This is a genomic window from Actinomycetes bacterium, assembly GCA_022599915.1.
GTDB lineage: Bacteria > Actinomycetota > Actinomycetes > S36-B12.
Genome location: JAHZLH010000026.1, coordinates 1 through 22,558, shown reverse-complemented (window position 1 = coordinate 22,558; position 22,558 = coordinate 1). Strand labels below are relative to the sequence as shown.

Here is a 22,558-nt window from a genome sequence, read left to right as displayed (position 1 = left end):
TCGAGCACCGGTGGGGTCAGCGGACGGGCGTGGGTGGTGGATGGCCACCCGCCGGTCGGGTTCGCCCCACCGACCAGTTCCGCAACGCGGTGATGTCTTCGGAGCGAGTGACCGATAACGGGATCGTGCTGTGCGTCTCCGCCAGCAGGTGGTCGGTGGTCAGCGGTGAGTTGGCGGCGAATGCGGTGTAGAGCGAGGCAACAATCATGGACTCGATCTCCGAGCCGGAGAACCCGTCGGTGGCAGTCGCCAGCGCATTCACATCAAACTGGCGCGGATCGCGGTCCCGCTGCTGTAGGTGGTAGGCCAAGATGGCGCTGCGCTCCAACGGATCGGGCAGATCCACGAAGAACAGCTCATCGAATCGACCCCGGCGAGCCAGCTCTGGTGGCAATGAGGTGACGTCATTGCTGGTGGCGACGACAAAGATGCCATCAGGCCGTTCCTGCAGCCAGCGCAGCAGCACCCCAAGTACGCGACGGGAGGCGCCGCTGTCATTGTCGCCGGCGCCCGCGAACGCTTTTTCGATCTCGTCGATCCAAAGCACCACCGGACTCATGGCCTCTGCCGCCAGTAAAGCCTCCCGCAGTTGTTTCTCTGACTGACCGACGTAGGAGCCGTGGAGCCGGCCGGCGTCTAGGGCGGCCAACGTCATTCCCCAACTACCCGCCAACGCTCGCGCGATCAACGACTTACCGCAACCGGGAACACCCACCAGCATGATGCCCCGCGGTGCTTCCAGGCCGAACTCGCGTGCTTCGGGGGCGAAGCCACGACCGCGCAGTTGCAGCCAGGACTTCAGTGATTCCAGGCCGGCCACATCGTCAAAGTCGCTGTCAGTGTCAATCAAGTCCAGTGGGCCGTCGCTGAGCAGTTCAGCTCGAGCCTTGGTGGCTGCCTCAGCGTCAGCGGCATCCAGCCGACCGTCGACTGCCGCCTGCTTGAGGATGATGCGTTCTGCTTCCGTAGGAGTCAGACCCATCACCGCATCAACCAGCGGCTCAAGATCTTTAACCGCCACATGCCAGCCCTGTCGAGGTAGACCCGCGACGGTCCTTTTCACTAGGGCCGTCATCTGTTCCCGATTAGGCGGCGGCAAATCCCAACGAATTGCAGCACCGGCAAGTGAGTCGGGCACGTCACTTCCGATTCCGGTGATGATCACCATGCTGCCGGAGCTACCGGCTTGGCCCAGTTCCTTGAGCTGCCGAGCAGCGGCCGGATCATCGAGGATCTGGCCAGCGTCAAGGAGCAGCGTGATGTGGCGTTGGGTCAGGTCGGAAAGAAAAGCCAGCGCATGCTCCGGATCACGGGTGCCGGACTGCGGCTGGCCGCCGCTGACCCGCAATCCATCGGCAGGGGTCCACAGCCATAGCTGCCCGCCAGTCGCTTGCGCTGCTTCAGTAGCGGTGGCGATCAGGGTCTGCTCATCCCGGGTGTCTACCACCAACAGACTATGGCGGCTCGCCATGAGAGCACGGAGATCATCGGCAACAGTTGGCACACCCGTAGCCTAGATGCTTGGATTCGCGCTATGGCCCACCGCAAGCACAACCGACCCGCCCAGCGACCACTGGGCGGGGTTTCCGGGCCGCAACAACTGGAAGAGCGAGATGGCCAGGAGTACTTTGTCCGAGCAATTCCGGGCCAGAACGCAACCAAGCCCTACACCTGCCCGCAGTGTCTTGACCGGATTGCGGTGAGTGAGCCACACCTGGTGGTGTGGCCTGCGGATGAAGATGACGGGGTAGGTCAACGGCGGCACTGGCACACCCGCTGCTGGCGGCGAGGTCAGCGATGAGCAAGATTCGCGCCAACAGCGTGTTACCGGCGCGGCGAGAAAAGTTCGCGATGACCACTGCCGACGGGTTGCGACTGCGCGGCGAGTTGACGCTGCCAGATTGGTGCGACCCAGTGGCCACACTGGTTTGTGTCCACCCACTTACCACCGAGGGTGGCTCGATGGAGTCCCACGTCTTTCGCAAACTGTCGTGGCGGCTGCCGGCCCTGACCGGGCTGGCGGTGATGCGATTCAATCTCCGCGGAGCCGGGGAGGGGGCTGACCGTAGTGAAGGCGAGTTCGATTTTTGCGGCGGGGAAGGACTGGACCTCGGCGCAGCGTTGGCCTGGGTGTCGAGGCGGGAACTCCCAGAGCCGTGGCTGGTGGGGTGGTCCTTCGGCACTGATGTGATCTTGAAGCACGGCGATCGTGACCCCGTCGAAGGGGCGATTTTGCTGTCGCCACCAGTGCGGTTTACCGAAGACTCCGACCTGCAACGCTGGGCCAGGTCCGGTCGGCGGATGGTGGTGTTGGTTCCGGAGTTTGATGACTATTTGCGACCCGATGCCGCACGTGAGCGTTTCGCGCCGGTGCCGCAAGCGGAACTGATCCCGGTAGCGGAGGCTGGTCATCTGTGGGTGGGAGAACGGGCTGTCCGGGAGGTGCTGGACGAGGTCGCTAGGGTAGTGACACCTGCGGCCCATCCGCTTGCCACTGAGTGGGACGGACCGATGGTGAGATGGAGTGATTTATGAGCAGCCTTGCGGGTCGTCGAGCAGTCATCACCGGAGCATCCCGCGGCATCGGCCGCGCCATTGCTGAACGATTGGCCCGAGAAGGGGCATCGGTGGCGATCCTGGCTCGCAACGAACAGATGCTGTCGGAAGTTGCTGCCGGTATCGGTCGAGAGGGCGGCGACTGCATTGTCCGCCCAGCCGATGTGATGGATCCGGAGGCATTTCGCGGGGTGCTCGATTCCGCAGTCTCCGAACTGGGTGGTGTGGACATCCTGATCAACAACGCCGGTGGCAACTCGTTCTCGATGCCGTTGGTCGCCACCCGGTTCTCTGGCTGGCAGAAGACCCAGCAGTTGAACCTAGACTCCGTGGTGCATGCCTGTCAGGTGGTGCTGCCGGTGATGCTGCAACAGCAGTCTGGTTCGGTGGTGAACCTGTCCAGCATCGCTGCGCTGCGTGGAGCTCCGTTGATGGCGCACTACGCGGCAGCGAAGGCAGCGATCATCTCGCTCACGGAAAGTCTCGCCGTCGAGTGCGCCACCAGTGGCATCCGAGTAAACGCGCTGCTGCCGGGCTGGATCGAAACTGACCTGACTGACTTCTTGCGCAACGAGGCCGAAACCGAAGAAGCGGTCTTGAATCGGGTTCCGATGCATCGATGGGGTCGCCCAGAAGAGATCGCCGCCGCGGCCCTATTCCTCGTCAGTGATGAGTCGTCGTTTATGACCGGGCAAAGCCTGGTCGTTGACGGTGGTTTGGCGGTCATGCCCTGATGTCCGCGACAGCTAGCGCAGTAGCGCCGGTGGTACTGCTCCTGCACGCCTTTCCCTGCGACCACACCATGTGGTCCGCGCAAGCGGATCAGTTGACCGACGCCGGATACCGAGTGCTCGCACCAGATCTGCCAGGCTTTGGCGGCGCTGCCCTGCCTGCGGTGGCACCAGACCTCGACGTCGTTGCCGGCCAACTCATCGAGTGGTTGGACGAGCAGCAAGTCACGCAGTGCGCCGTAGCCGGATTGTCCCTGGGTGGCTACACCGCCATGGCGCTGTTGCGCCAGGCCCCAGAACGGATCACCGCGCTGATGCTGGTGGATACCAAGGCAACAGCGGACCCCCCACCAGCACTGGCCAATCGACTGGCAGTAGCCGAGCGAGCCGAGGCTGACGGCAACACCGAGTTCCTCGTCGAGGCCATGATTCCAGGACTGTTGGGGGAGACCACTCGTTCGGAGCGCCCGGAGGTCGTCGATCGGACTGCGGCATGGATTCGAGCAGCAGCCCCGGCCACAGTGGCCTGGTACCAACGAGCCATGGCGCAACGACCGGACTCGCTAGCCAGCTTGTCGCAGTTCAATCGGCCAGCAGCGGTGATCTACGGGGAGGAAGACACCGTACTGAGTCCGCTAGGTGAGCAAGAGGCGATGGTTGCAGTACTTCCCAACAGCGTCTTGATCCGAATTCCTTCCGCTGGTCATCTGTCGGCGGTGGAGCGCCCCACTGCGGTGTCTGAAGCGCTATTGCAGTTTCTGGCCGCACAGGACCAGTCAAAGCGGTAGTGACCTACGAAATGTCGCCAGCACCGGGGCGGCCCGGATAGCGATGGTTGCCGGAGTTTCGGCCGATAGCCGATAGTGAGCCGAACTACTGGTCTTGTAGTTCCGGTTCGGTCGTGGGAACGGGCGCTGGTTGCTGATCTTGCGCTTCAGCGAGCGCATCGACTGCGCCTTCCAAGACTTGGGAGTACCGATTGACGCCTTTAGTCGTCAGGTGGATGCCGTCTTTGACATGCAGTCCGGAGTTGGCTTCGGCGTAGCCATGCCAATCAGCCAGCACCGTATTGGGAGTTTCCGCGACTAGTTCGCGAATAAGTTCATTATTGGGGTTTTGCCATTCCCGGGGGACGTCCACGTTGACCACTACTACCCGGGGCACCTCCGACAGGACGTCCAGCATGGTTCGCAGCTGCTGTTCGGTGACGTAGCCGTTGGATCCGGTATGCAGGATCACCGTCTCTCGGAAGGCGCCTGCGTCGCGCAGTTGCCGCAACCGAGCCACCATGTCTACCGCTTGGCGGCCTACTGCTGCGTCGATTGACACCTTCTTGAAGGTTGAGCGCAGTCCGCTTTGGGCGCCCAGCATCACGGATTCACCGACTGCCAACACCCCGGGCTTGAGTTCTACTGTGCTGCCGGGGTTGGTCACTGTCCCAGAAAGCTCTGGATCTCCGGGTTGTGGTTCGGGAGCAGGGTCTTGCGCCGAACCTGTTTGGGCATCGAGCGCGGAAACTTCGGTAACTCCACCGAGATAGTCCGGTACCTCTTCGTCGATCGTGACCAGTCGCAACCCGATCAGTGCCGTCAATGCCAGCGCGACGCCTCCGATGATGGTTGCCCGTTTCCGGATTGGCTGACGATGTTCGGCTGGCAGGGCGCGGTAGTTGCGCCAGGCCTGGCCAATGGCGCCGCGGCGCACCGGCATCTCCACGTAGCGGTAGGAGAGTTCGGCGAGACCGAAGGTGATTCCCATCCGCAGCAGGAAGTTCGACAGTCCCTCGAATGGCACGTCGAGTTCTGGTCGAAGCACCAGGAAGACCGGCCAATGGAACAGATACAGCCCGTATGAGCGTTGCCCAATGTATTTCAGCGGCTGGGCGCCCAGTACGTTGCCCAAAATCGAGGCTGGATGCGAGGCCACGGCAATGACCACAGCCACCAGGATGGAGAAGATCAGGAATCCACCCCAGTAGAGCCAGGAGGCGTTGGAGTGGGTGTTCATCATGATGAGCACCACGAGCCCGAGGGCAACGAAGCCGCTGGCATTGAGGATGGCTTTAGCCCCGCTCATCAGGTCGGTCTTGAGTCGGTTCGGCAGGTAAACCGCGGCAAGTGCCGCCCCGATCAGCAGGCCCATCGCGTGAGAATCGGTGCCGAAGTACACCCGGCTGCCGTCGCTGGTCTCCGGGTAGCCGTTCATAAGCGACAGCACCACCATGATCAGCGTCGAGACGAGCGCACCGATGAGCGCCCAATCTCGGACTCGGTGACGACCGCCCCTCCGCCAGGCCAAAACCGCGATTGCTGGCCAGATCAGATAGAACTGCTCCTCGACCGCTAGCGACCACAGGTGCTGCAGCATGGGTGGTCGGCCGGTGGCCTCGAAGTAGGACTGGTCTGTGAAGATATAGACCCAGTTGGTGGTGTATGTCAGCGCACCCAAAATGTCTCGGCGCACATTGGCGGCTGCGTCCGTGGCCAGGAACGCCGCGAGGACGGCGGCGAGGGCGAGTACCAAAAACAGTGCGGGCAGGAGCCTGCGAGCCCGGCGCACGTAGAACTGTTTGAAGTTCAGCCGGCCATTACGTTCAAGTTCGGTCAACACGATCGAAGTGATCAGGAAACCGCTGAGCACGAAGAACATGTCCACGCCGAGGAAGCCACCCGGCATCCAACTGACGTCCGCGTGATAGAGCAGGACGGCTAGGACTGCTAGCGCGCGGATCCCGTCGAGGCCGGGGATGTAGGACAGGCCGCGGGTCCCAGGTGCGCCGGCGGCGCCAGCCCTGGTTCCGGTGTCAGACGAGTGAGGCGCAGCGACATTGGCGGCGGGATCCCGCGTCGCGTCGATTGTCGCCACTGCTCCTCCAATCCTCCCGGTCGCAGTTGGGTCAGCACTTGTGAGACGACCCGTCAGGTCGCTGCGAATAGCTGATCTTCACTCGTGCAATGCCAGTCCCGGGAAGTCTAGATCCGGCGTCCGACTACGCTGCCGCGACACGCTGCAGTTGTGGTTGATAAATCCCAGATCCACCATATGTGGTGGTCGCGGAGCTCAGCCGGGTGCGAGAGTGCGCCACGAGTCCGGCTTTCGCAGTGATGAGCTACTCGACAGCGGTGAGGTGCAATCCCGTCAGACCACATCGTGGCAACGCCAATCACCGGTGGCTGGCGTTATGAAATGCGCGGGGTGCCGAATTTTTGCGTCCAATAGATGCCGTAGTCAGAATCGCCGGTGGCGACTCCCACTCCGATTTCGGTGAACGCGGGATTCATGATGTTCTGGCAGTGGCCGGGAGAATCCAGCAGACCACGAGTTGCTGCGGCAGCATCAGAATATCCAGCAGCGATATTTTCCCCCGCTCGAGACCAGCGGTATCCCTGTTCGCTCATGCGGTCCCAGGGCTCGGAGCCGTCAGAGCCTGTGTGGGAGAAGAAGTCGTTGGCGACCATATCGTCAGAATGTGCCTGTGCCGCTGCTGCTAGCAGATCCTGTGGTCCCAACGGTGGCGCCGGCGGGAAGTAGCCGTACTGCCCGCAGGTGTAACCGGTAGCCCTCGCCTCGTTCACCAACGTGACCATTTGCAGTTCCTTTTCGGCCATCGCCGAATCGGGAGTCGGGCTAGCGGGACCGGGGCTGGTGGCCGGCTGCGGAGCGGGTGCGGGTGAACTCGCTGGTGCTGATGACTGCGTGAAGGTGACGGTTACACGCTTGCTGACTGCTCGTTGCTTTCGGCGCTGGGCTTTCGCTACCGCTCGCACCGTGGCACTGTCGGCCGCAGCCACGGTGACGTCGCTGCGGAATTTTCCGCGGGATTTGGTACGAGTGTTTGCAATCGGCTGCCAACCAGTTGACGCCAGCAGTTGAATTTTGACTCGAAGGCGTTGGCCCTTCGCGCCGCGGAGTTTGCCTCGTAATGGGATTGCCGCGCCTTCAGTAACCTCGCGTGGGCCACGCAAGAGCAGCATGCTGCGTTGCTTGCTGTTCACTACTGCGGCTGCTGCCACAGCGCCGTTTGGTTTGGTTCGCCAGCTGGATTCGCTCTCGGCAGCCACGGCGGGAACTGCGGGCGTAGCGAGCGTGACGACCGCGGCGACCGCCGCCAGACCCTTCAGTTGCACCTTGCTCATACCGATACCGCTCCCACCACTTGTTGCCGCCATATCTAGTCATCGGTGACGGTGACGATCGTCTTGAGCCGACGATGTGGGTGGCAAAACTGCCGAAACGATTCGGCAGCGTAGGGCGGTGTGAGCCAGCAGATCTCGGGGATGAACTCGTTGCGTCAACAAAGAGTTGGCCACGACCTTGGAGAAACCCATGAAGAACATGCAAGAAGTCATCACGACCAACGCCGGTGGCAAGACGACACTACGGTGGGCCATTGCCGCTGGGGCACTCGCGCTGGCGCTGCCGTTGATCGGTGCCACCGCCAGCCCAGCGCAGGCATCAACCGCTACTGGCAGTGGCAACGGTGAGCAGGCACACACCACGCAGTACCAAGAAACTGCGGTCGCCAACCGGGCGGATATCGCTGCTTCCGGTGCCATTTTGATTGAGGCGGAAGATGAGCAGGGTCGAGAAACTCTCACTCACCTGCGGATCCGTGGTGGGTACTTTGACTTTGCCACCGACTCTGGCGAAATCAAGCTGCTCTACCGCAACAGTGATGGCGTGACTAGCACCAAGGCCTATCCGGTCGAGTGGGTCGATCGGTTCGGGCCCAATATTGAGTTCGGTATCGAGTTGCCCTTCAACACTCGGCAGGGCCAAGGGAGTGCCTACTTCGAAACCGAGATCCCTGGTCTGGAATGGGATATGGGCTACTACACCGGCGGTCTACTCGCCCCTGGCGCTCATGACGGACTGTCGGGGCTGGAGGCAGATGTGGAAATGATGCGAGTTGAGTAGTTGGCTGCGGTGCTGCCGGCGCTCTGCCCAAGTAGCAATGACATCGGCCCCGCCAAGCCGGAGAATTCCGGAGGGCGGGGCCGATTGTTGTGCTGTTGACAGGTCGGTCGTGGCTCACACGCCGCGGAAGCGATTGATCCCATCGATGTATTTGTCGCGCTTGTCGGTGTCCGAAACACCCAGACCTTCCTCGGGGGCAAGCGCCAACACGCCCACTTTGCCCTGATGCAGGTTGCGGTGCACCTGCGAGGCGGCCTCTCCCGCCTCTTCCAGCGGGAACACCTGTGACACCGTTGGATGGATCATGCCCTTGTCCACCAGCCGGTTGGCCTCGAAGGCCTCCCGGTAGTTGGCGAAGTGGGAGCCAATGATCCGCTTCAGGTTCATCCACAGGTAGCGGTTGTCGTACTCGTGCATGTAACCGGAGGTGGAGGCACAGGTCACGATGGTGCCGCCCTTGCGAGTGGCGAATACTGAAGCGCCGAACGTCTCGCGACCGGGGTGCTCGAACACGATATCCGGGTCCTCGCCACCGGTGAGCTCGCGGATGCGCTTGCCGAACCGCAGCCATTCCTTGGGGTCCTGGGTGGTCTCGTCCTTCCAGAACTTGTAGCCCTCCGCCCGGCGATCAATGATCAGCTTCGCGCCCATCTTGCGGCAGATTTCCGCCTTCTCTTCGCTGGAGACGACACAGATCGGTACCGCGCCGCCGTTCAGCGCGTACTGCGTGGCGTAGGAACCCAGACCGCCGGAAGCGCCCCAGATCAGCACGGTGTCGCCCTGCTTCATGCCGGCGCCGTTGCGAGAAACCAACTGCCGGTAGGCGGTGGAGTTCACCAGACCGGGGGAGGCGGCCTCTTCCCAGGTGAGGTGCTTGGGCTTCGGTAGCAGCTGGTTGCTCTTCACCAGCGCCACCTCGGCGAGTCCACCGAAGTTGGTCTCGAAGCCCCAGATCCGCTGCTCCGGATCCAGCATGGTGTCGTTGTGGCCGGCGCTGTCTTCCAGTTCCACGCTGAGGCAGTGTGCCACCACCTCGTCGCCTGGGTTCCACAGGTGAACGCCGGGGCCAGTGCGCAGCACGACGCCCGCCAAGTCGGAACCCAGGATGTGGTAGGGCAGGTCGTGGCGGGCAGCCAGCGGGCTCAGCTTGCCGTAGCGATTCAAGAACCCGAACGTCGACACCGGCTCGAACAGGGCTGACCACACGGTGTTGTAGTTGATCGCAGTCGCCATTACGGCCACGAGGGCCTCGCCTGGGCCCAGTTCCGGCAGCGGCACATCGTCGAGATGGAGCGCCTGGCGGGGATCCTTGTCGCGGGAGTCCATCCCAACGAACATTTCCTCGTCCTCTTTATGCAAGGTGATTGCCCGGTACGAATCCGGAAGCTCAATATTGGCGAACTCCTCAGCAGGGGTGTCCCCAGCCATGATTGCGTCGCGGATTTCCTGCACGGGTGCCTCCAAAAGATCAAGGGATATGCCCTGCAACGGTAAGACAAGCCTTACTGGCCGGATGTCCTCGGGGTGATCAGAGGCGACTTCAGTCACACTGTGGGACGCGAGACTCAGTTGTGACTACTGGGCCAATCGCTCCCGCGCCAGCACACCATGAACGCCCGGTCGAGCCAGATTCTGGTCCCGAAGTTCACTCGCCAAGGCCCGAGCAGCTGCTCGACGACCCGCCTGAAACAGTTCCTGCGGCTCAGTGAATTCCAGGATTCGGCCCTCATCGGCGGAGATCAGCGCAACTGGTACCTGACCAGCGACGTTGGGCAGCGCCAACCCGATCTGGGAGCGGATCTGGTGGTTGTAGGACAACGCGGCGATCTGCCACCAGCGAATGTCCTTCAGCTCCGCTTCCGGAACAGCCGAAGTGGCAGTGTCCAGCAGCACGATCGACTTGGCACCGGCGTCGACAGCCTGCTGCAGTGGGGCAGAGGCGCTCATGCCGCCATCGATCAGGAGTCGCCCATTGATTTCCACCGGCGGAAGCACCACTGGCAGCGTGCAGGCGGCCGCCACTGCTTCCACGAGTTGGCCTTGGCGCAGCATTACCGGTCGGCCCGTCTCCAAGTCGCTGGCTACCAAAACGAGTTCGGCTGGAATCTGGGTGTCGTTGCTGGCGGCGAGTGCTGAAGCAATCAGCGAACGAAACTCGCGGGCGTGCTTGCTGGTTCGCGGACCCAGCCCGCGGACTGCTGCGGTGCCCAGTGACGAAAACACCGATTGTTCGGGGAGTTTCTCCCAAAACACCCGCAGCCGACCCAGATCTGGGTCGGGACCGGGTAGGGCTGCGGCATTGATGGCGCCAAACGACGAGCCCACGATGAGATCGGGCTGGTATTCCTGTTCCAACAGGACCTCAGCCATACCCACTTGGGCGGCGGCTCGGCCGCCACCACTAGTCAGCACCCAAGCCACCGGTCGAGGAAGCGCATCGAGAATCCGTGGTGTCATGGGCCCACCCGATGCCACAGTTGTGGTTCGATGGTCGCGATCTCTGGGGCACCCGGTCGGGAATACAACCCAGGCCGCAGCCGCCCGCTGTGGTCGGCCACCAGGTCCAGCAGGAACGACCGGGCCATTGCGTAGGTTTCACTGGCGGCCGACATAGTCGCACCAAAGTCCAGTACCCCACCCAAGTTGTGTGGCGTGGGTAGTAGTAGGAGTGGGACGTCTCCGGCTGCCTGCGAGAGTTGGTGACGCCGCTGCGTCATCGAGAGCGATGCTGCCAGCCGGGCCAGTACTCGTCGTCCTGATGGATTGACCTCACCCAACTCACGTGCGCCGGTATCCAGCACCACGATGGAGCCAGCTCCGCGCTCTACTGCCTGAACTGCTGGCAGGTTTGCGCTGGCGAGCCCGTCGATCAGTTGCCGGCTATCGATTTCAACGGGTGGCAGCAGGCCCGGGATGGCTGCGGAAGCTAGCAGCGCCGGGATCAGTGGTCCGTTATCGATAACGACCGGCAGCCCGGTGGCCAGATCGGTGGATACGGTCGCGAAGGGCAGCGCGAGGTCGGCGAAAGTTTGTGCACCGATGACACTTTCCAAAGTCTCTCGAATTGCGGCGTTGTCCATAAGTGCGTTTTGTCGAGCGTTTCCGAGACTGCCCCACCAGCCGTCACCAATGACGTTGCGGGTATCCAGTTGCGCCCAGACGTAGGAAAGCCGGTTCATTCCCGAACCCGGATCCTCGGCAACGACCACGCCGGTCAAGGCTCCGGCCGAGGTCCCGATCAGTGAGTCGGGAATCAGGTCGGTTTCCGATAGTGCCTGTAGCAGTCCCCACTGCACCGCACCTCGCGAGCCGCCGCCGGCCAGCACGAAGTGGACTGGCTGCGGCAGCAGTTTGCTGAGCGGTAACTTCTCACCCAGCGAGCGCACTTTCGCGCCGCGCGCAGGCGGTACGAAGAGGCGAGGATCGGCCATAGCGCAACCCTAGCGAGCGAAGCGCACGTGCACCGGTTGCCCGCCAGACTGGACCTCAGCGCAATATGCGAGAGCTCGCGACGCACAATAGAGGCCATGAATAGTGCTGTTGCTGCCATAGCCACCCGAATAGATCACGTCGGGATCGCCGTCCCGGACCTCGATGAGGCGATTGCCATGTACCGCAATGCCTTCGGTCTGGAGTCAGTGCACGAAGAGGTGAATGAGGAGCAGGGCGTTCGCGAAGCGATGTTGCGCATCGGCGACGGCTACATCCAACTGCTCGCCCCGCTGAGTGACGATTCGCCAATCGGGAAGTTCCTGGCTCGCAGCGGCCCGGGTATTCAGCAGGTGGCGTTCGGTGTGGAAGACATTGATGCGGCCGGTGAACATCTGCGCGCCGCCGGCGTGCGGGTGTTGTACGACGTCCCCAAGACCGGCACTGGCGGCTCCCGGGTCAACTTTGTGCACCCAAAGGATTGCGGTGGGGTGCTGGTTGAACTGGTTGAGTCCAGCGGCGACCTGCACTGACCGATAACGCGGCATTCGGCGCTGTTCTAACGGGAGTCACGGTAGTGAGGTCGTGTCGCCGATACAGCGACGTGCTCGGCCGCTAAATGCTGCCGGCTGGCCGCGCCGGATACCGGCGCGTGTCGCAGCCAGCCAGACCTGTTAGATGTCACACACTGGTGGCATGGAGCTCGACCGCATTGTGGCCACCGCTGGGGACATGATCTCGGCGATGACGCCGCTGGGATGGGCAATCGCAGCCGGAATTGCGCTGCTCTTCATCGTGGGCATCATCAAACAACTCGCGAAGGTCGCAATCGTTGCCTCGCTGCTTTTTGGTGTGGGCATCGTCCTACTGAATGCCCGGATGAATGATTGGCAGTTCATCTTCTGACCGCGTGTTGCCAATGCGGGGGTTTGGGTGGAGCAACTGGTGGGGATACTCTGGAGGAACTGTCGGGCGCTCAGCCGTAGCAACGGCCGCCCGGATCGAATTGCCTGGAGGCTCTCATGACGTCAACCGTGATCGTTGCTGGTGCCCGTACCCCCATGGGTCGGTTGACCGGATCACTCAAAGGTTTCTCCGCCGCTGACCTAGGTGGCATTGCCATCGAGGGTGCGCTGGAGCGCGCCGCAGTTAACCCCGACGTGGTGGACTACGTGATCATGGGTCAAGTTATCCAGGCAGGCGCTGGTCAGAACCCTGCTCGGCAGGCGGCCGCCTCGGCCGGTATCGGCATGGAGGTGCCAGCGCTCACCATCAACAAGGTGTGTCTGTCCGGCATCAACGCCATCGCGTTGGCCGACCAGTTGATTCGTGCCGGTGAGTACGACGTTGTGGTTGCCGGTGGCATGGAGTCGATGACCCAAGGGCCGCACCTGTTACCCAACAGTCGGGCCGGTTTCAAGTACGGCGACACCACGCTGAAGGACTCCACCTCCTTCGACGCACTCACCTGTGCCTTTGATCAGATGGCCATGGGGCAGTCCACCGAGGGCTACAACAGCAAGTACGACTTGACTCGTGAGCAGCAGGACGCCTTCGCGGCCCGCTCCCATCAGAAGGCCGCTGAAGCGCAGAAGAACGGTCTGTTCGACGACGAGATCATTCCGGTGGAGATTCCGCAGCGTAAGGGCGATCCCATCGTGTTCGCCGTGGATGAGGGCGTGCGCGCCGACACCACCACGGAGACCTTGGGCCGACTGCGCCCGGCATTCGCCAAAGACGGCACTATCACCGCCGGCTCCGCGAGCCAGATCAGTGATGGTGCCGCCGCGGTAGTTGTGATGAGCAAAGAAAAAGCCGAAGAGTTGGGCCTGGCATGGCTCGCTGAGATCGGCGCCCACGGCGTCGTGGCTGGCCCGGATGCTTCGTTGCAGGAGCAGCCCGCCAACGCAGTGCTGAAGGCGTGCGACAAGGAGGGCATCACTCCGGCCGATCTGGATCTGGTGGAGCTGAACGAGGCCTTCGCCGCTGTCGGCCTGGTGTCGGCGGACAAACTGGGGATGTCAGACGACAAGGTCAACGTCAATGGTGGTGCGATCGCCATGGGTCATCCGGTCGGCATGTCCGGCGCTCGGATCGTGCTGCATCTGGCGCTGGAGCTGCAGCGCCGCGGTGGCGGTACCGGTGCGGCCGCGCTGTGTGGCGGCGGCGGCCAGGGCGACGCCCTGATCGTGCGAGTTCCCGCTTCCTGATCGAGTGGAGCAAACCCCCACGGCACGCTCCTCGCGGGTTGTAGACCCGCGGGAGACGCTGGATCGTGCGCTGACTGGGGATCGGCGCAGCCTGGCGCGACTCATCAGCGCGGTTGAAGAACGTTCCGATGCCGCAGTGGCGATCGGGCGCCGACTGGCACCACTTGCCGGCACTGCTCACGTAGTGGGAATTACGGGTGCGCCGGGCGTGGGGAAATCCACCACGACATCAGCGTTGGTATCGCTGTGGCGTTCGCGGGGTCATCGGGTCGCGGTAGTGGCGATTGACCCTTCGTCGCCGTTCACTGGCGGTGCCCTGCTGGGTGACCGAATCCGGATGACTGAACACAGCACTGATCCGGAAGTCTTTATTCGTTCCATGGCCGCTCGCGGCCAACTCGGTGGCCTGTCGGCGGCCACTCCGGGTGCGATCAGAGTGCTGGATGCCTGTGGCTTTGACATTGTGGTGGTGGAAACCGTAGGAGTCGGGCAAAACGAGGTCGATGTAGTGCGATTCGCCGATACCGTGCTGATAGCGATGGCCCCAGGAATGGGGGATCGGATTCAGGCGAACAAGGCTGGGTTGTTGGAGATCGGAGATGTGATCGCGGTGAACAAGTCCGATCGCCCCGGTGCCGACGCCACCCGCCGGGAACTGCGGGCCATGATCAGCGCTAAGCCTCTGCATGAGGGGGAGTGGCGACCGCCGGTGCTGGGGATTACCGCTGCCGAAGGTGTCGGAATCGACAAACTAGCGACAGCATTGGCGGACCATCATCAGACCGCGATGGACAGCGGTCAGCTGGCGGTGCGGCGGGCGGCCCGAACCTCGGCGGAAATCACGTCACTCGCGGAGGAGTCGGTTGCACAACGGATTGCTGACCGTCGCGGTGATCTCGCCGGACTGTCGGCCCAAGTGCTGTCGGGGGAGCTAGATCCGTACGCGGCCGCCGATCAGTTGCTAGCTGACATTGGCGTGACTGGAGAGGGCCGATGAACGAACCGCACCACCCCGATGAGCAGCCAACGGATGAGCCAGTCGAGCCGGAGTCGGACGGGCAAGACCAGCAATGGACTGAGCCGGTCAGTGATCCGGCAGCCCAGCCCACCGAAGCCGTGTCACCGCCGGTACATGCCACCGAGGTCATTCCACCGCAGCAACCCGAGCCGCAGCCAACGACAACCTGGCAGGTTCCCCACGTCACTGGTCCATCAGTGTTTGCTGCAGTGCGCGCTCGCTGGCTCGTGCTCTTCGCCGTTGGTGGCCTAGCTCTGCTGTTTCTGATGGGCGCGCTGCTATCGCTCATCTTCGGTGACGATCCATCTGCTGGACCGATCTTTGCGGCACTGTTTTACCTGCCGCTGGTGTTGTGGGCTTTCTTTGTGCAGTGGCGTAACAAGGTTCGGCTGCGCACCCTGTTTGCGCTACCTCGGATCGGGAAGTACTGGTGGGTTGTGCTGGGGATGGTCCCGGTGCTGTTGGTCTTTTCGTTGGGTGCCAGCATTCTCACTGCCAGTTTCTTCCCCAGTTACGTGGAGAACGCGGAAATCGACACCGGCACCAACGCGTTGGCCCTAGCCCTGACCGTGGCGGTCATCCCACCAGTTGTGGAGGAGTTGATCTTCCGGGGTCTGCTGCTGGAACGGTGGGCTGCTGCTTGGCGGGTGGGAACGGCCGTAATCGTGCAGGCGGTCTTCTTCGGAATCTTGCATGTCGACCCGATTGGTGCCGGCGTTTTCGGCTTGGTACTGGCGTTGGTCTACTTGCGTTCTCGGTCGCTGTGGCCGCCGATTGTCATGCACGCGTTGAACAACGGTCTGGTGTTGCTGGTGGTGTTGACCGCTGGTGATGCTGCGCAAGAGACCCCAGCCCCGAATACGGCTGCCGATTTCGTTGCGCAAATCGTCGTCGGTCTGATCCTGATGGCTGTCGCTTCGCCGTTCATCGTGTTGTACGTCAAGCGCAACTGGCCGGGTCCGGATTCGCTAACTCCGTACGAGCGCACCGAACTCGGTGACAGCGCCTTGCCGCCGCGGCGACTCGGCAAGATCACGGTGAACGCGCTGCAGTATGAGGCGGCCGTGCGAGAAGACGCAGTCGTGATCAGCCGCGATCGCGCTGGCAAATCACCGTTGTGGCGGATCCCCTACAGCGATATCAGCTATCTCGCCGTCACCCCAGATTGGAACAACATGCTGCTAATGGGTGATGGCGGACAGTTGCAGTTGGCCTTTTCCGCTGGTGGGCAACGCCGCCGCTACCGCAGCATGCACGCCATCGCACAGCGGGTGTCCGCAGCTGCTGGGGTGCAAACAGAGTGGTGGCGCTAGCGAGTTCGAGGTCAGCAGCTTGCAGTGATCCCGGGCACGTTAGCCGGATCGAGATCGACGGCGCCACCAAGACCTAGGCTTGGCGGAACCAGTGTCTGTAGGTCGATTAGCCATCTGCTGTCGTAGTGCTGCCCGATAGATACCCAGCGCCAGTTGCGCGGCCGCATCTACCGGAACTTGGGAGGTTGCTTCATCGCGGAGACCCACTATGGCTTTGGCATCTGTAGGAGTCGGGGGGATCCGCAACGCGTCGAAGTCGCCGAATCGTGTCACGTCGAGCTCGACGATCCGATCCAGCATCGGACCATGAATTTCACTGGCCCGACGTATCGCCCAGTCCGGGGCGATAATCCGCTGCTCTGCGGCGGGAGCATCACGTCGCTCCACGAGACCCGTGAAACCGCCCCACCGTACGAGCAGATGAAACTGTTGTTCGTCGATCTCGTCATCGAGCAGTCGGTAGATCTCCCGGATCAACTCAGTTTCTGGTTGCGTAAGCGAACGATTACCCCGCTTGGGTTGCAGCGTTCCGCTGGTGATTCCAGTCAACTGCTCAAAATTGCGCAATAACTCAGTTGGTTGTGAGGGATCAACGCCCAACACCGCCACTCGGTCCGCGCCCAACTGCGAGACCCATCGTTCGACGAGTTCGTCGTGAGCGTGCCGATACCAAAAGACTTGATCTTCAGACCCTTCCAATCGTTCGGTGAGCCATTGGTCGAAGCTCTGCGGCTGGCCACCTTTCAAATCCTGCTGCCAAGTACTCGCAAGCAGACTCGCTAACGGTCGCAGCGTGATCAGCACCTGCAAATCTTCCGAACCGAAGTCTTCGATAGCGCGGGCAATGTGTTCCGGCTCAAACTCCGCAAAGAACTCGGAACTCAACAGCGCCCGGTCATCTCGGCGCTGCACCTTGCGAACTAGGGCCTCCCACACAGCTATGGGCTCTACCGAGTCAACTCCTTGCCGTTGCCGGCCCATCAGAGCAGCCCCGGCATAGCCATGTTGATTGACCAATCGGCCGCGATCCTTGCGTACCGGATAGCGGAAACCCTGCTCGGCGAGTTCGCGGCGCGCAGCAAACTGGGCGGTCTGCAATGCCGTTGTGCCAGTTTTTGGTGGGCCAACATGCAGAAGTACACCGCCTGGCTGCAGCCACGGACCAGCAGTGGGAACAACTGTCAGCGGGGCCTGTGGCTTACCGGCTGCATCTTTCATAGCGCCATATTAGTTCCCGCAATCAGGCCGGCTCAAACATCGTGAACGACACGCTCTGTCCGATGAAGGGTCGGTGGCGGCTCATGTCCACTGGTGAGGCAGTCAATGCTCGTTTGCCACAATGGGGCCATGAGTGATCCCATGTCCCTGCGCGGCGCCGTTGACCTAGGTGCGCTGAGCGCCCAACGGGAAGCAGCCACTGCGGCTACCACAGCCCCTGCCGGTGTCGTCGTCGACGTCACGGAGGCTACTTTCCAGACCGAGATCATCGAACGTTCGATGACGGTGCCCGTGATCATCGACTTGTGGGCAGACTGGTGTGAACCCTGCAAGACCTTGTCGCCGATTCTGGAAAAGCTAGCGAGTGAGTACGGCGGCCGCATCGTGCTGGCGAAGATCGATGTGGAAGCAGAGCAGCGGATCGGCGCAGCATTTCAGGTGCAGTCGATCCCGGCCGTCTTTGCGGTGATCAAAGGGCAACCGCTGCCACTGTTTCAAGAAGCATTGCCGGAGCAACAGGTGAAACAGTATCTGGATGCCGTCCTGGCTGAGGCTGAGAAAGCCGGCGTGACCGGCAGCGTGTCGGCCGAACCGGTGGCCGAAAGCGAACCTGAGCCGGAGCCGATTGACCCGGACCAGGAATCGGCCTATCAGGCGATGGAGAGCGCGCAGTGGGATGTGGCGGTCGAGGCTTTCCAACGACTGCTACAAAAGGACCCGGCCGATGCCGCAGCAAAAGTCGGACTGGCATCAGCTCAGTTGTATCAGCGGGCTGGAACAACTGATCCAGTTGCGACGGTGGCGGCCGCTGACGCTGATCCCACCGATGTGACCAATGCGCTTGCGGCAGCAGATTTGCAGGCAGCAGGTGGCGACTTCGCTAGTGCCTTCGCTCGGCTAATCGACGGGGTTCGCCGCACTGCCGGCGACGACCGTGCTCAGCTGCGCAACCGATTGTTGGAACTGTTCGAAGTAGTCGGGCCGGAGGATCCCCAGGTCGCTCAGGCCCGGATCGCACTGGCCAACGCCCTGTTCTAGTCGGCTATCTCCTCACCGTGTTGAGCCGGATCCAGTACTGAGCGCCTCACTAGGGGAATGGTTGTTGCTGACGACGGGCAGCAAGTGCTTGCGACCACCAATCCAATTCGGTCAGCATTGCCGCAGTCGCTGTTTCGGTGCCTGCGAGGTCAACCGGCGGACTATCGGCGGGGAATTTCTTGCCAACCATGGGAATCGCAATCGCATCGCGGATGGTAGCCACCGCCAAACTGGCCAGCACTGGCCGCAACTGTTCGATGGCGCGTACCCCACCAGACACGCCACCGTAGGCAACGATTGTTGCGGGCTTGCCGTTCCACTCCGCGTAGCAGGAGTCCAGCGCGTGTTTCAGGGCAGCGGGATAGCCGTGGTTGTATTCCGGCGTGAGCAATGCGAAGGCATCGGCGGCGGCGATGCGATCGGCGAAAGCCTGTACACCTGGTGAATACCTGCCGCTGCGGGGATGGTGCTGACTTTGCCGGTCGTCTAGGGCCTGCTCAGCCAAATCAATGTAGTCGAGATCAAACAGCCCGCTATCTTCAACCTGCTCGCGAAACCAGCGCGCGACTCGTTCGCCCTGGCGATTGCTGCGGGTGCTACCCAGGATGACAGCGAGACGTGTGGGTGGCGCCATAGCACCCTCCTTGGTGGTCGACGATGGCTTCAGCGTAGAGACGGTGAGTTCGGTCGCAACCTGGGCCAGATCAGCATACGTGCCCAACTTGCCACCCGGGAGGCAAAGTACTGCTGCGGTTTCCTAGACTGCTAGGCATTCTGTCCCTGGACTAACGGAGTACTGATATGGGAGCAGCCGACTTCCTTGACCGGGTCATGCCGCATTTAACTAAACTGCCCACCGACAAGTTCAATCACACGTCGTGGCGCTACGAGAACCGACCAACTAGTGAGGGTGTCGGAATCTTGCCTGCGCAGGTGAATCTCGACATTATGGCCAGTTGCATTTTGGATGCGGAGCACTATCCAGAGAACGTGAAGTATGTGGAGTCAGTCGAGATCGTCGATCGTCGCTCTCCCACTGACGTTAGCTACATCCAGCGGATGAGTCTGCCGGTACTGGGGAAGATGCAGGTGCAGATCGATCTCGCTGAAATCCCGTCCCGAGATGGTTGGCGGATCATTGCTTGGGATCAAAACGATGCCGGTACTGAGGAGTTGGACAAGAAGCAGGGCGCTCGGACTGCCTATAACCTCGGGGCCTGGCTGCTGCGCGACGACGCGATCGCCTATGCGCTGTCGTCGGCGCCAGTGAAGAAGGACGTCGGTACCTTGAAGTACATGGCCATGACCAAGGGTGCAGATGCCATGGCCAGTGATGTGTTGAAGCAGAATATTGAAGGCATGATCGCCTGGGCAGAGCGCAGTTAAGTCACTTCCGTAGACGCAAGACTTCACTGGCGAAGACTTGCCGGTCGGGGAGTGGATAGGTTGGGCCCTAAGCCCGGCTGTCTGAGGAGTCGCTATGGCTCGACCATGTCTCGTCCTTATCCCTGGTCTCAGCTACGGCGCTGACCTGTGGTCCTACCAGCACAAGCACCTTGCCGATGTCGCCGACATTGTGGTGGTCGTTCCCGATAATCGCGATATGGCGAAGGTGCTGGAACAGATCGACCAGGCGGGCGGCGACCGGTTCTACCTCGGCACCCACTCGGGAGGAACCCTTGCTGGATTCGCCGCCGCGGCGGAGTTTGGCGATCGAGTGACTGGGTTGGTTTCGCAAGGTTCCATGGCAAAGCTCATGCCGCCGATCAAAGAGTTCATGTCCACTCTTATCGAGCAAGTACAGTCTGGTGAGATCGACGCCGCCCGCCGCGGTCTGCTAAGTCAGGCACTGGGTTCCGGGCACCCTAATCAACAAGAGCTGGTCGATGAGGTCACTGCCTGTCAACGGCAAGTCAATGACGAGAACCTCGTTGCGCAATGTCATTTCATCGCCGACAACATGGATCAAACCGCTGCCCTGCCACAGATCGGTTGCCCAACTTTGATAGTGCATGCTGCGCAAGACGGCTTCTTCAATCTGGGATCAGCGAAATTCATCCAGCAGTCAATCCCTGGAGCCCACCTGACGGTAGTGCCTGCCAGCGGTCACCTTGCCATGGTGGAACAACCGGAGGCGATCACCGCTTTGCTGCAAGCGTGGTTCGCCCGGGAGTAGTTCACATCTGGTTAGGCGGCTGGGAAAAGCGGTCACTACGTTGCTAGCCGTCCCAGCGCAGCCAAATGGTGGCCAGCGGCGGCAAGACAACTTCGGCTGAATGTTCCCGGCCGTGCCACGGTCCAGCGACGGCCTCAACACCGCCGAGATTCCCAGCCCCGGAACCGCCGTAGTCACCCGCGTCAGTGTTGAGGATCTCGGTCCACCGACCCGATCGGGGCAGCCCCAGCCGGTAGGCATCTCGCACCACGGGGGCTAGGTTGGCAACGCAGGCGACCATCGATCCGTCAGCACCAAAACGCACCCACGAGAAGACGTTGTTCACCGCGTCGTTGGCGTCGATCCATTCGAAGCCGGTGGGATCACCGTCCAACTGCCACAATGCCGGGCTGTCGGTGTACGCGCGATTCATGTCTGCCACACACTGCTGCACGCCGCGATGCTCGTCGTATTCCAGCAGCCACCAGTCCAGTGAGTGTTGCTCATTCCACTCCGACGACTGCGCGATCTCTGCGCCCATGAACAGCAGTTGCTTGCCGGGATGCCCCCACATATACCCCAGGAAAGCGCGTGTACCAGCGAGTTGTTGCCAGCGGTCGCCGGGCATTTTGCCCACCAGGGAGCCTTTGCCGTAGACCACTTCGTCATGGCTGATCGGCAGCACAAAGTGTTCGTCGTAGGCGTAGACCAGCGAGAAGGTCATCTCCGAGTGGTGATACTGCCGGTAGATCGCATCTCGACCGATGTAGCCGAGCGAGTCGTTCATCCAACCCATATTCCACTTGAAGCCGAAACCTAGACCACCCAGATGTGTGGGGCGCGTGACCCCGGGCCAGGTGGTGGACTCCTCGGCAATAGTCACGATGCCTGGCACCCGCTTGTAGACGGTGGCATTCATCTCCTGCAGGAACCCCACTGCTTCCAGATTTTCTCGACCACCGTATTCGTTCGGTAGCCATTCCCCCTCTTCGCGGGAGTAGTCCAGGTAGAGCATCGAAGCGACGGCATCAACGCGCAGGCCGTCGATGTGGAACTCCTCCAACCAATAGACCGCGTTGGCTACCAAGAAGTTTCGGACCTCACGGCGACCAAAATTGAACACAAAGGTGCCCCAGTCGAGTTGCTCACCTCGGCGGGGGTCCGGGTGCTCGTACAACGGCGTGCCATCAAAGCGGCCCAGTGCCCAATCGTCTTTCGGGAAGTGACCGGGCACCCAGTCCATGATCACGCCGATGCCAGCGCGATGGAGCCGGTCCACGAGATGCCGGAACTGATCAGGGTTGCCGAATCTGCTGGTGGGAGCGAAATAGGAAGTGACCTGATACCCCCAAGATGGTTCATATGGATGCTCGGTCACCGGTAGCAACTCCACGTGGGTGAAGCCCTGTGCGAGCACGTAGTCGGTCAGTTCGTCGGCGAGTTGCTCGTAGCTCAAGCCCCGCCGCCAAGAACCCAGGTGCACCTCGTAGATGCTCATCGGGGACGTCAACGGATCCGCTGCCGCTCGGCGTTCCAACCAGGCAGTATCTCCCCAGTCGTAGTCGGAGGTGAACACCACACTGGCTGATTGCGGCGGTACTTCGGTGGCGAAGGCGACGGGATCGGCTTTGTCCCGCCAGACATAGTCCTCACCCAGAATCGAGAACTTGTAGCGGGTGCCATCGCCGACGTCGGGAACGAACAACTCCCAAATGCCCGATGATCCCAGTGAGCGCATCGGATGACCGGCACCGTCCCAGTAGTTGAAGTCACCCACGACGCGCACGCCCCGTGCCGACGGTGCCCATACCGCAAACGATGTACCGGTCACGGGCCCGTGGTCGCTGCCGTAGATCCGAGTGTGGGCACCCAACGCTTGCCATAGCTGTTCGTGACGGCCCTCGCCGAGTAGATGCAGGTCAACGTCGCCCAGCGTGGGCAGGTAGCGGTAGGGATCCTCAGCCGGGCGAGGG

General features: G+C 61.8%; 22 protein-coding genes. 13 read left to right on the top strand and 9 right to left on the bottom strand.

The window, feature by feature from the left end; translation table 11 throughout:
* Positions 1–16: 16 nt before the first annotated feature.
* Positions 17–1,447, bottom strand: coding sequence for an AAA family ATPase (locus tag K0U62_04440; GenBank protein MCH9800770.1), 1,431 nt, complete (start codon positions 1,445–1,447; stop codon positions 17–19).
* Positions 1,448–1,534: 87 nt separating this feature from the next.
* Here K0U62_04440 and K0U62_04435 point away from each other — a divergent pair, with 87 nt between their 5' ends.
* Genes K0U62_04435 through K0U62_04420 form a run of 4 tightly spaced genes read left to right on the top strand, consistent with a single transcriptional unit; the run spans position 1,535 to position 4,075 of the window.
* Positions 1,535–1,801, top strand: a complete 267-nt coding sequence (locus tag K0U62_04435) for a hypothetical protein (GenBank protein MCH9800769.1) — start codon at positions 1,535–1,537, stop codon at positions 1,799–1,801.
* Complete coding sequence (locus K0U62_04430) at positions 1,798–2,535, top strand: alpha/beta hydrolase (protein MCH9800768.1); 738 nt, start codon at positions 1,798–1,800, stop codon at positions 2,533–2,535. Before K0U62_04435 ends, K0U62_04430 begins: the two co-directional genes overlap by 4 nt.
* A complete protein-coding gene (locus K0U62_04425; GenBank protein MCH9800767.1) occupies positions 2,532–3,290 on the top strand; it encodes an SDR family oxidoreductase in 759 nt (252 codons plus the stop codon). Before K0U62_04430 ends, K0U62_04425 begins: the two co-directional genes overlap by 4 nt.
* The gene (locus K0U62_04420; protein ID MCH9800766.1) at positions 3,290–4,075 is read left to right on the top strand and encodes an alpha/beta hydrolase; all 786 of its coding nucleotides are present in this window, start codon (positions 3,290–3,292) and stop codon (positions 4,073–4,075) included. Before K0U62_04425 ends, K0U62_04420 begins: the two co-directional genes overlap by 1 nt.
* 85 nt (positions 4,076–4,160) lie before the next feature.
* Here K0U62_04420 and K0U62_04415 read toward each other — a convergent pair whose 3' ends face one another.
* Positions 4,161–6,152 (bottom strand): acyltransferase, encoded by a 1,992-nt coding sequence (locus K0U62_04415; GenBank protein MCH9800765.1) that lies wholly within the window; start codon positions 6,150–6,152, stop codon positions 4,161–4,163.
* Between the two features lie 314 nt (positions 6,153–6,466).
* A complete protein-coding gene (locus K0U62_04410; GenBank protein ID MCH9800764.1) occupies positions 6,467–7,423 on the bottom strand; it encodes a CAP domain-containing protein in 957 nt (318 codons plus the stop codon).
* Between the two features lie 190 nt (positions 7,424–7,613).
* Between K0U62_04410 and K0U62_04405 the strand changes: the two genes are divergently transcribed.
* Positions 7,614–8,204, top strand: a complete 591-nt coding sequence (locus tag K0U62_04405) for a hypothetical protein (GenBank protein MCH9800763.1) — start codon at positions 7,614–7,616, stop codon at positions 8,202–8,204.
* Between the two features lie 114 nt (positions 8,205–8,318).
* Here K0U62_04405 and ccrA read toward each other — a convergent pair whose 3' ends face one another.
* The 3 genes from ccrA to K0U62_04390 form a co-directional block, all read right to left on the bottom strand.
* Entirely contained in the window at positions 8,319–9,656 is a 1,338-nt protein-coding gene (gene ccrA, locus K0U62_04400) for a crotonyl-CoA carboxylase/reductase (GenBank protein ID MCH9800762.1), read from the bottom strand.
* 123 nt (positions 9,657–9,779) lie between these two features.
* Complete coding sequence (locus K0U62_04395) at positions 9,780–10,661, bottom strand: patatin-like phospholipase family protein (protein ID MCH9800761.1); 882 nt, start codon at positions 10,659–10,661, stop codon at positions 9,780–9,782.
* Entirely contained in the window at positions 10,658–11,635 is a 978-nt protein-coding gene (locus tag K0U62_04390; GenBank protein ID MCH9800760.1) for a patatin-like phospholipase family protein, read from the bottom strand. The genes K0U62_04395 and K0U62_04390 overlap by 4 nt, the downstream gene beginning before the upstream one ends.
* A gap of 96 nt (positions 11,636–11,731) precedes the next feature.
* Between K0U62_04390 and mce the strand changes: the two genes are divergently transcribed.
* From mce to K0U62_04365, 5 genes are all read left to right on the top strand, one after another.
* Complete coding sequence (mce, locus tag K0U62_04385) at positions 11,732–12,166, top strand: methylmalonyl-CoA epimerase (GenBank protein MCH9800759.1); 435 nt, start codon at positions 11,732–11,734, stop codon at positions 12,164–12,166.
* Positions 12,167–12,329: 163 nt separating this feature from the next.
* Positions 12,330–12,539: a hypothetical protein gene (locus tag K0U62_04380; GenBank protein MCH9800758.1), complete on the top strand. Its 210-nt coding sequence runs from the start codon at positions 12,330–12,332 to the stop codon at positions 12,537–12,539.
* Positions 12,540–12,655: 116 nt separating this feature from the next.
* Positions 12,656–13,843, top strand: a complete 1,188-nt coding sequence (locus K0U62_04375) for an acetyl-CoA C-acetyltransferase (GenBank protein MCH9800757.1) — start codon at positions 12,656–12,658, stop codon at positions 13,841–13,843.
* Between the two features lie 4 nt (positions 13,844–13,847).
* Positions 13,848–14,840 (top strand): methylmalonyl Co-A mutase-associated GTPase MeaB, encoded by a 993-nt coding sequence (gene meaB / locus K0U62_04370; protein MCH9800756.1) that lies wholly within the window; start codon positions 13,848–13,850, stop codon positions 14,838–14,840.
* Entirely contained in the window at positions 14,837–16,174 is a 1,338-nt protein-coding gene (locus tag K0U62_04365) for a CPBP family intramembrane metalloprotease (GenBank protein MCH9800755.1), read from the top strand. Before meaB ends, K0U62_04365 begins: the two co-directional genes overlap by 4 nt.
* Positions 16,175–16,213: 39 nt before the next feature.
* Here the strand turns inward: K0U62_04365 and K0U62_04360 are convergent, their stop codons facing one another.
* Positions 16,214–17,392, bottom strand: coding sequence for a hypothetical protein (locus K0U62_04360; GenBank protein ID MCH9800754.1), 1,179 nt, complete (start codon positions 17,390–17,392; stop codon positions 16,214–16,216).
* Positions 17,393–17,533: 141 nt separating this feature from the next.
* Here K0U62_04360 and K0U62_04355 point away from each other — a divergent pair, with 141 nt between their 5' ends.
* Positions 17,534–18,430: a tetratricopeptide repeat protein gene (locus K0U62_04355; protein MCH9800753.1), complete on the top strand. Its 897-nt coding sequence runs from the start codon at positions 17,534–17,536 to the stop codon at positions 18,428–18,430.
* Between the two features lie 49 nt (positions 18,431–18,479).
* On the opposite strand, the gene K0U62_04350 is transcribed toward K0U62_04355, so the two are convergent.
* Positions 18,480–19,064, bottom strand: coding sequence for an NAD(P)H-dependent oxidoreductase (locus K0U62_04350; protein MCH9800752.1), 585 nt, complete (start codon positions 19,062–19,064; stop codon positions 18,480–18,482).
* 167 nt (positions 19,065–19,231) lie between these two features.
* Between K0U62_04350 and K0U62_04345 the strand changes: the two genes are divergently transcribed.
* The gene (locus tag K0U62_04345) at positions 19,232–19,816 is read left to right on the top strand and encodes a hypothetical protein (protein ID MCH9800751.1); all 585 of its coding nucleotides are present in this window, start codon (positions 19,232–19,234) and stop codon (positions 19,814–19,816) included.
* Positions 19,817–19,910: 94 nt separating this feature from the next.
* Positions 19,911–20,606 (top strand): alpha/beta hydrolase, encoded by a 696-nt coding sequence (locus K0U62_04340; protein MCH9800750.1) that lies wholly within the window; start codon positions 19,911–19,913, stop codon positions 20,604–20,606.
* Positions 20,607–20,649: 43 nt separating this feature from the next.
* Here the strand turns inward: K0U62_04340 and glgB are convergent.
* Positions 20,650–22,558: 1,4-alpha-glucan branching protein GlgB (gene glgB, locus K0U62_04335; protein MCH9800749.1), on the bottom strand; the 1,909-nt coding region annotated here is incomplete at its 5' end.

Bases quoted from the DNA above. Each gene is read 5' to 3' on its own strand.
- K0U62_04435 (MCH9800769.1), top strand. From the start codon at position 1,535: ATGGCCCACCGCAAGCACAACCGACCCGCCCAGCGACCACTGGGCGGG.
- K0U62_04430 (MCH9800768.1), top strand. From the start codon at position 1,798: ATGAGCAAGATTCGCGCCAACAGCGTGTTACCGGCGCGGCGAGAAAAG.
- K0U62_04425 (MCH9800767.1), top strand. From the start codon at position 2,532: ATGAGCAGCCTTGCGGGTCGTCGAGCAGTCATCACCGGAGCATCCCGC.
- K0U62_04420 (MCH9800766.1), top strand. From the start codon at position 3,290: ATGTCCGCGACAGCTAGCGCAGTAGCGCCGGTGGTACTGCTCCTGCAC.
- K0U62_04410 (MCH9800764.1), bottom strand. From the start codon at position 7,423: ATGAGCAAGGTGCAACTGAAGGGTCTGGCGGCGGTCGCCGCGGTCGTC.
- K0U62_04405 (MCH9800763.1), top strand. From the start codon at position 7,614: ATGAAGAACATGCAAGAAGTCATCACGACCAACGCCGGTGGCAAGACG.
- K0U62_04395 (MCH9800761.1), bottom strand. From the start codon at position 10,661: ATGACACCACGGATTCTCGATGCGCTTCCTCGACCGGTGGCTTGGGTG.
- K0U62_04390 (MCH9800760.1), bottom strand. From the start codon at position 11,635: ATGGCCGATCCTCGCCTCTTCGTACCGCCTGCGCGCGGCGCGAAAGTG.
- mce (MCH9800759.1), top strand. From the start codon at position 11,732: ATGAATAGTGCTGTTGCTGCCATAGCCACCCGAATAGATCACGTCGGG.
- K0U62_04380 (MCH9800758.1), top strand. From the start codon at position 12,330: ATGGAGCTCGACCGCATTGTGGCCACCGCTGGGGACATGATCTCGGCG.
- K0U62_04375 (MCH9800757.1), top strand. From the start codon at position 12,656: ATGACGTCAACCGTGATCGTTGCTGGTGCCCGTACCCCCATGGGTCGG.
- K0U62_04365 (MCH9800755.1), top strand. From the start codon at position 14,837: ATGAACGAACCGCACCACCCCGATGAGCAGCCAACGGATGAGCCAGTC.
- K0U62_04360 (MCH9800754.1), bottom strand. From the start codon at position 17,392: ATGAAAGATGCAGCCGGTAAGCCACAGGCCCCGCTGACAGTTGTTCCC.
- K0U62_04355 (MCH9800753.1), top strand. From the start codon at position 17,534: ATGTCCCTGCGCGGCGCCGTTGACCTAGGTGCGCTGAGCGCCCAACGG.
- K0U62_04350 (MCH9800752.1), bottom strand. From the start codon at position 19,064: ATGGCGCCACCCACACGTCTCGCTGTCATCCTGGGTAGCACCCGCAGC.
- K0U62_04345 (MCH9800751.1), top strand. From the start codon at position 19,232: ATGGGAGCAGCCGACTTCCTTGACCGGGTCATGCCGCATTTAACTAAA.
- K0U62_04340 (MCH9800750.1), top strand. From the start codon at position 19,911: ATGGCTCGACCATGTCTCGTCCTTATCCCTGGTCTCAGCTACGGCGCT.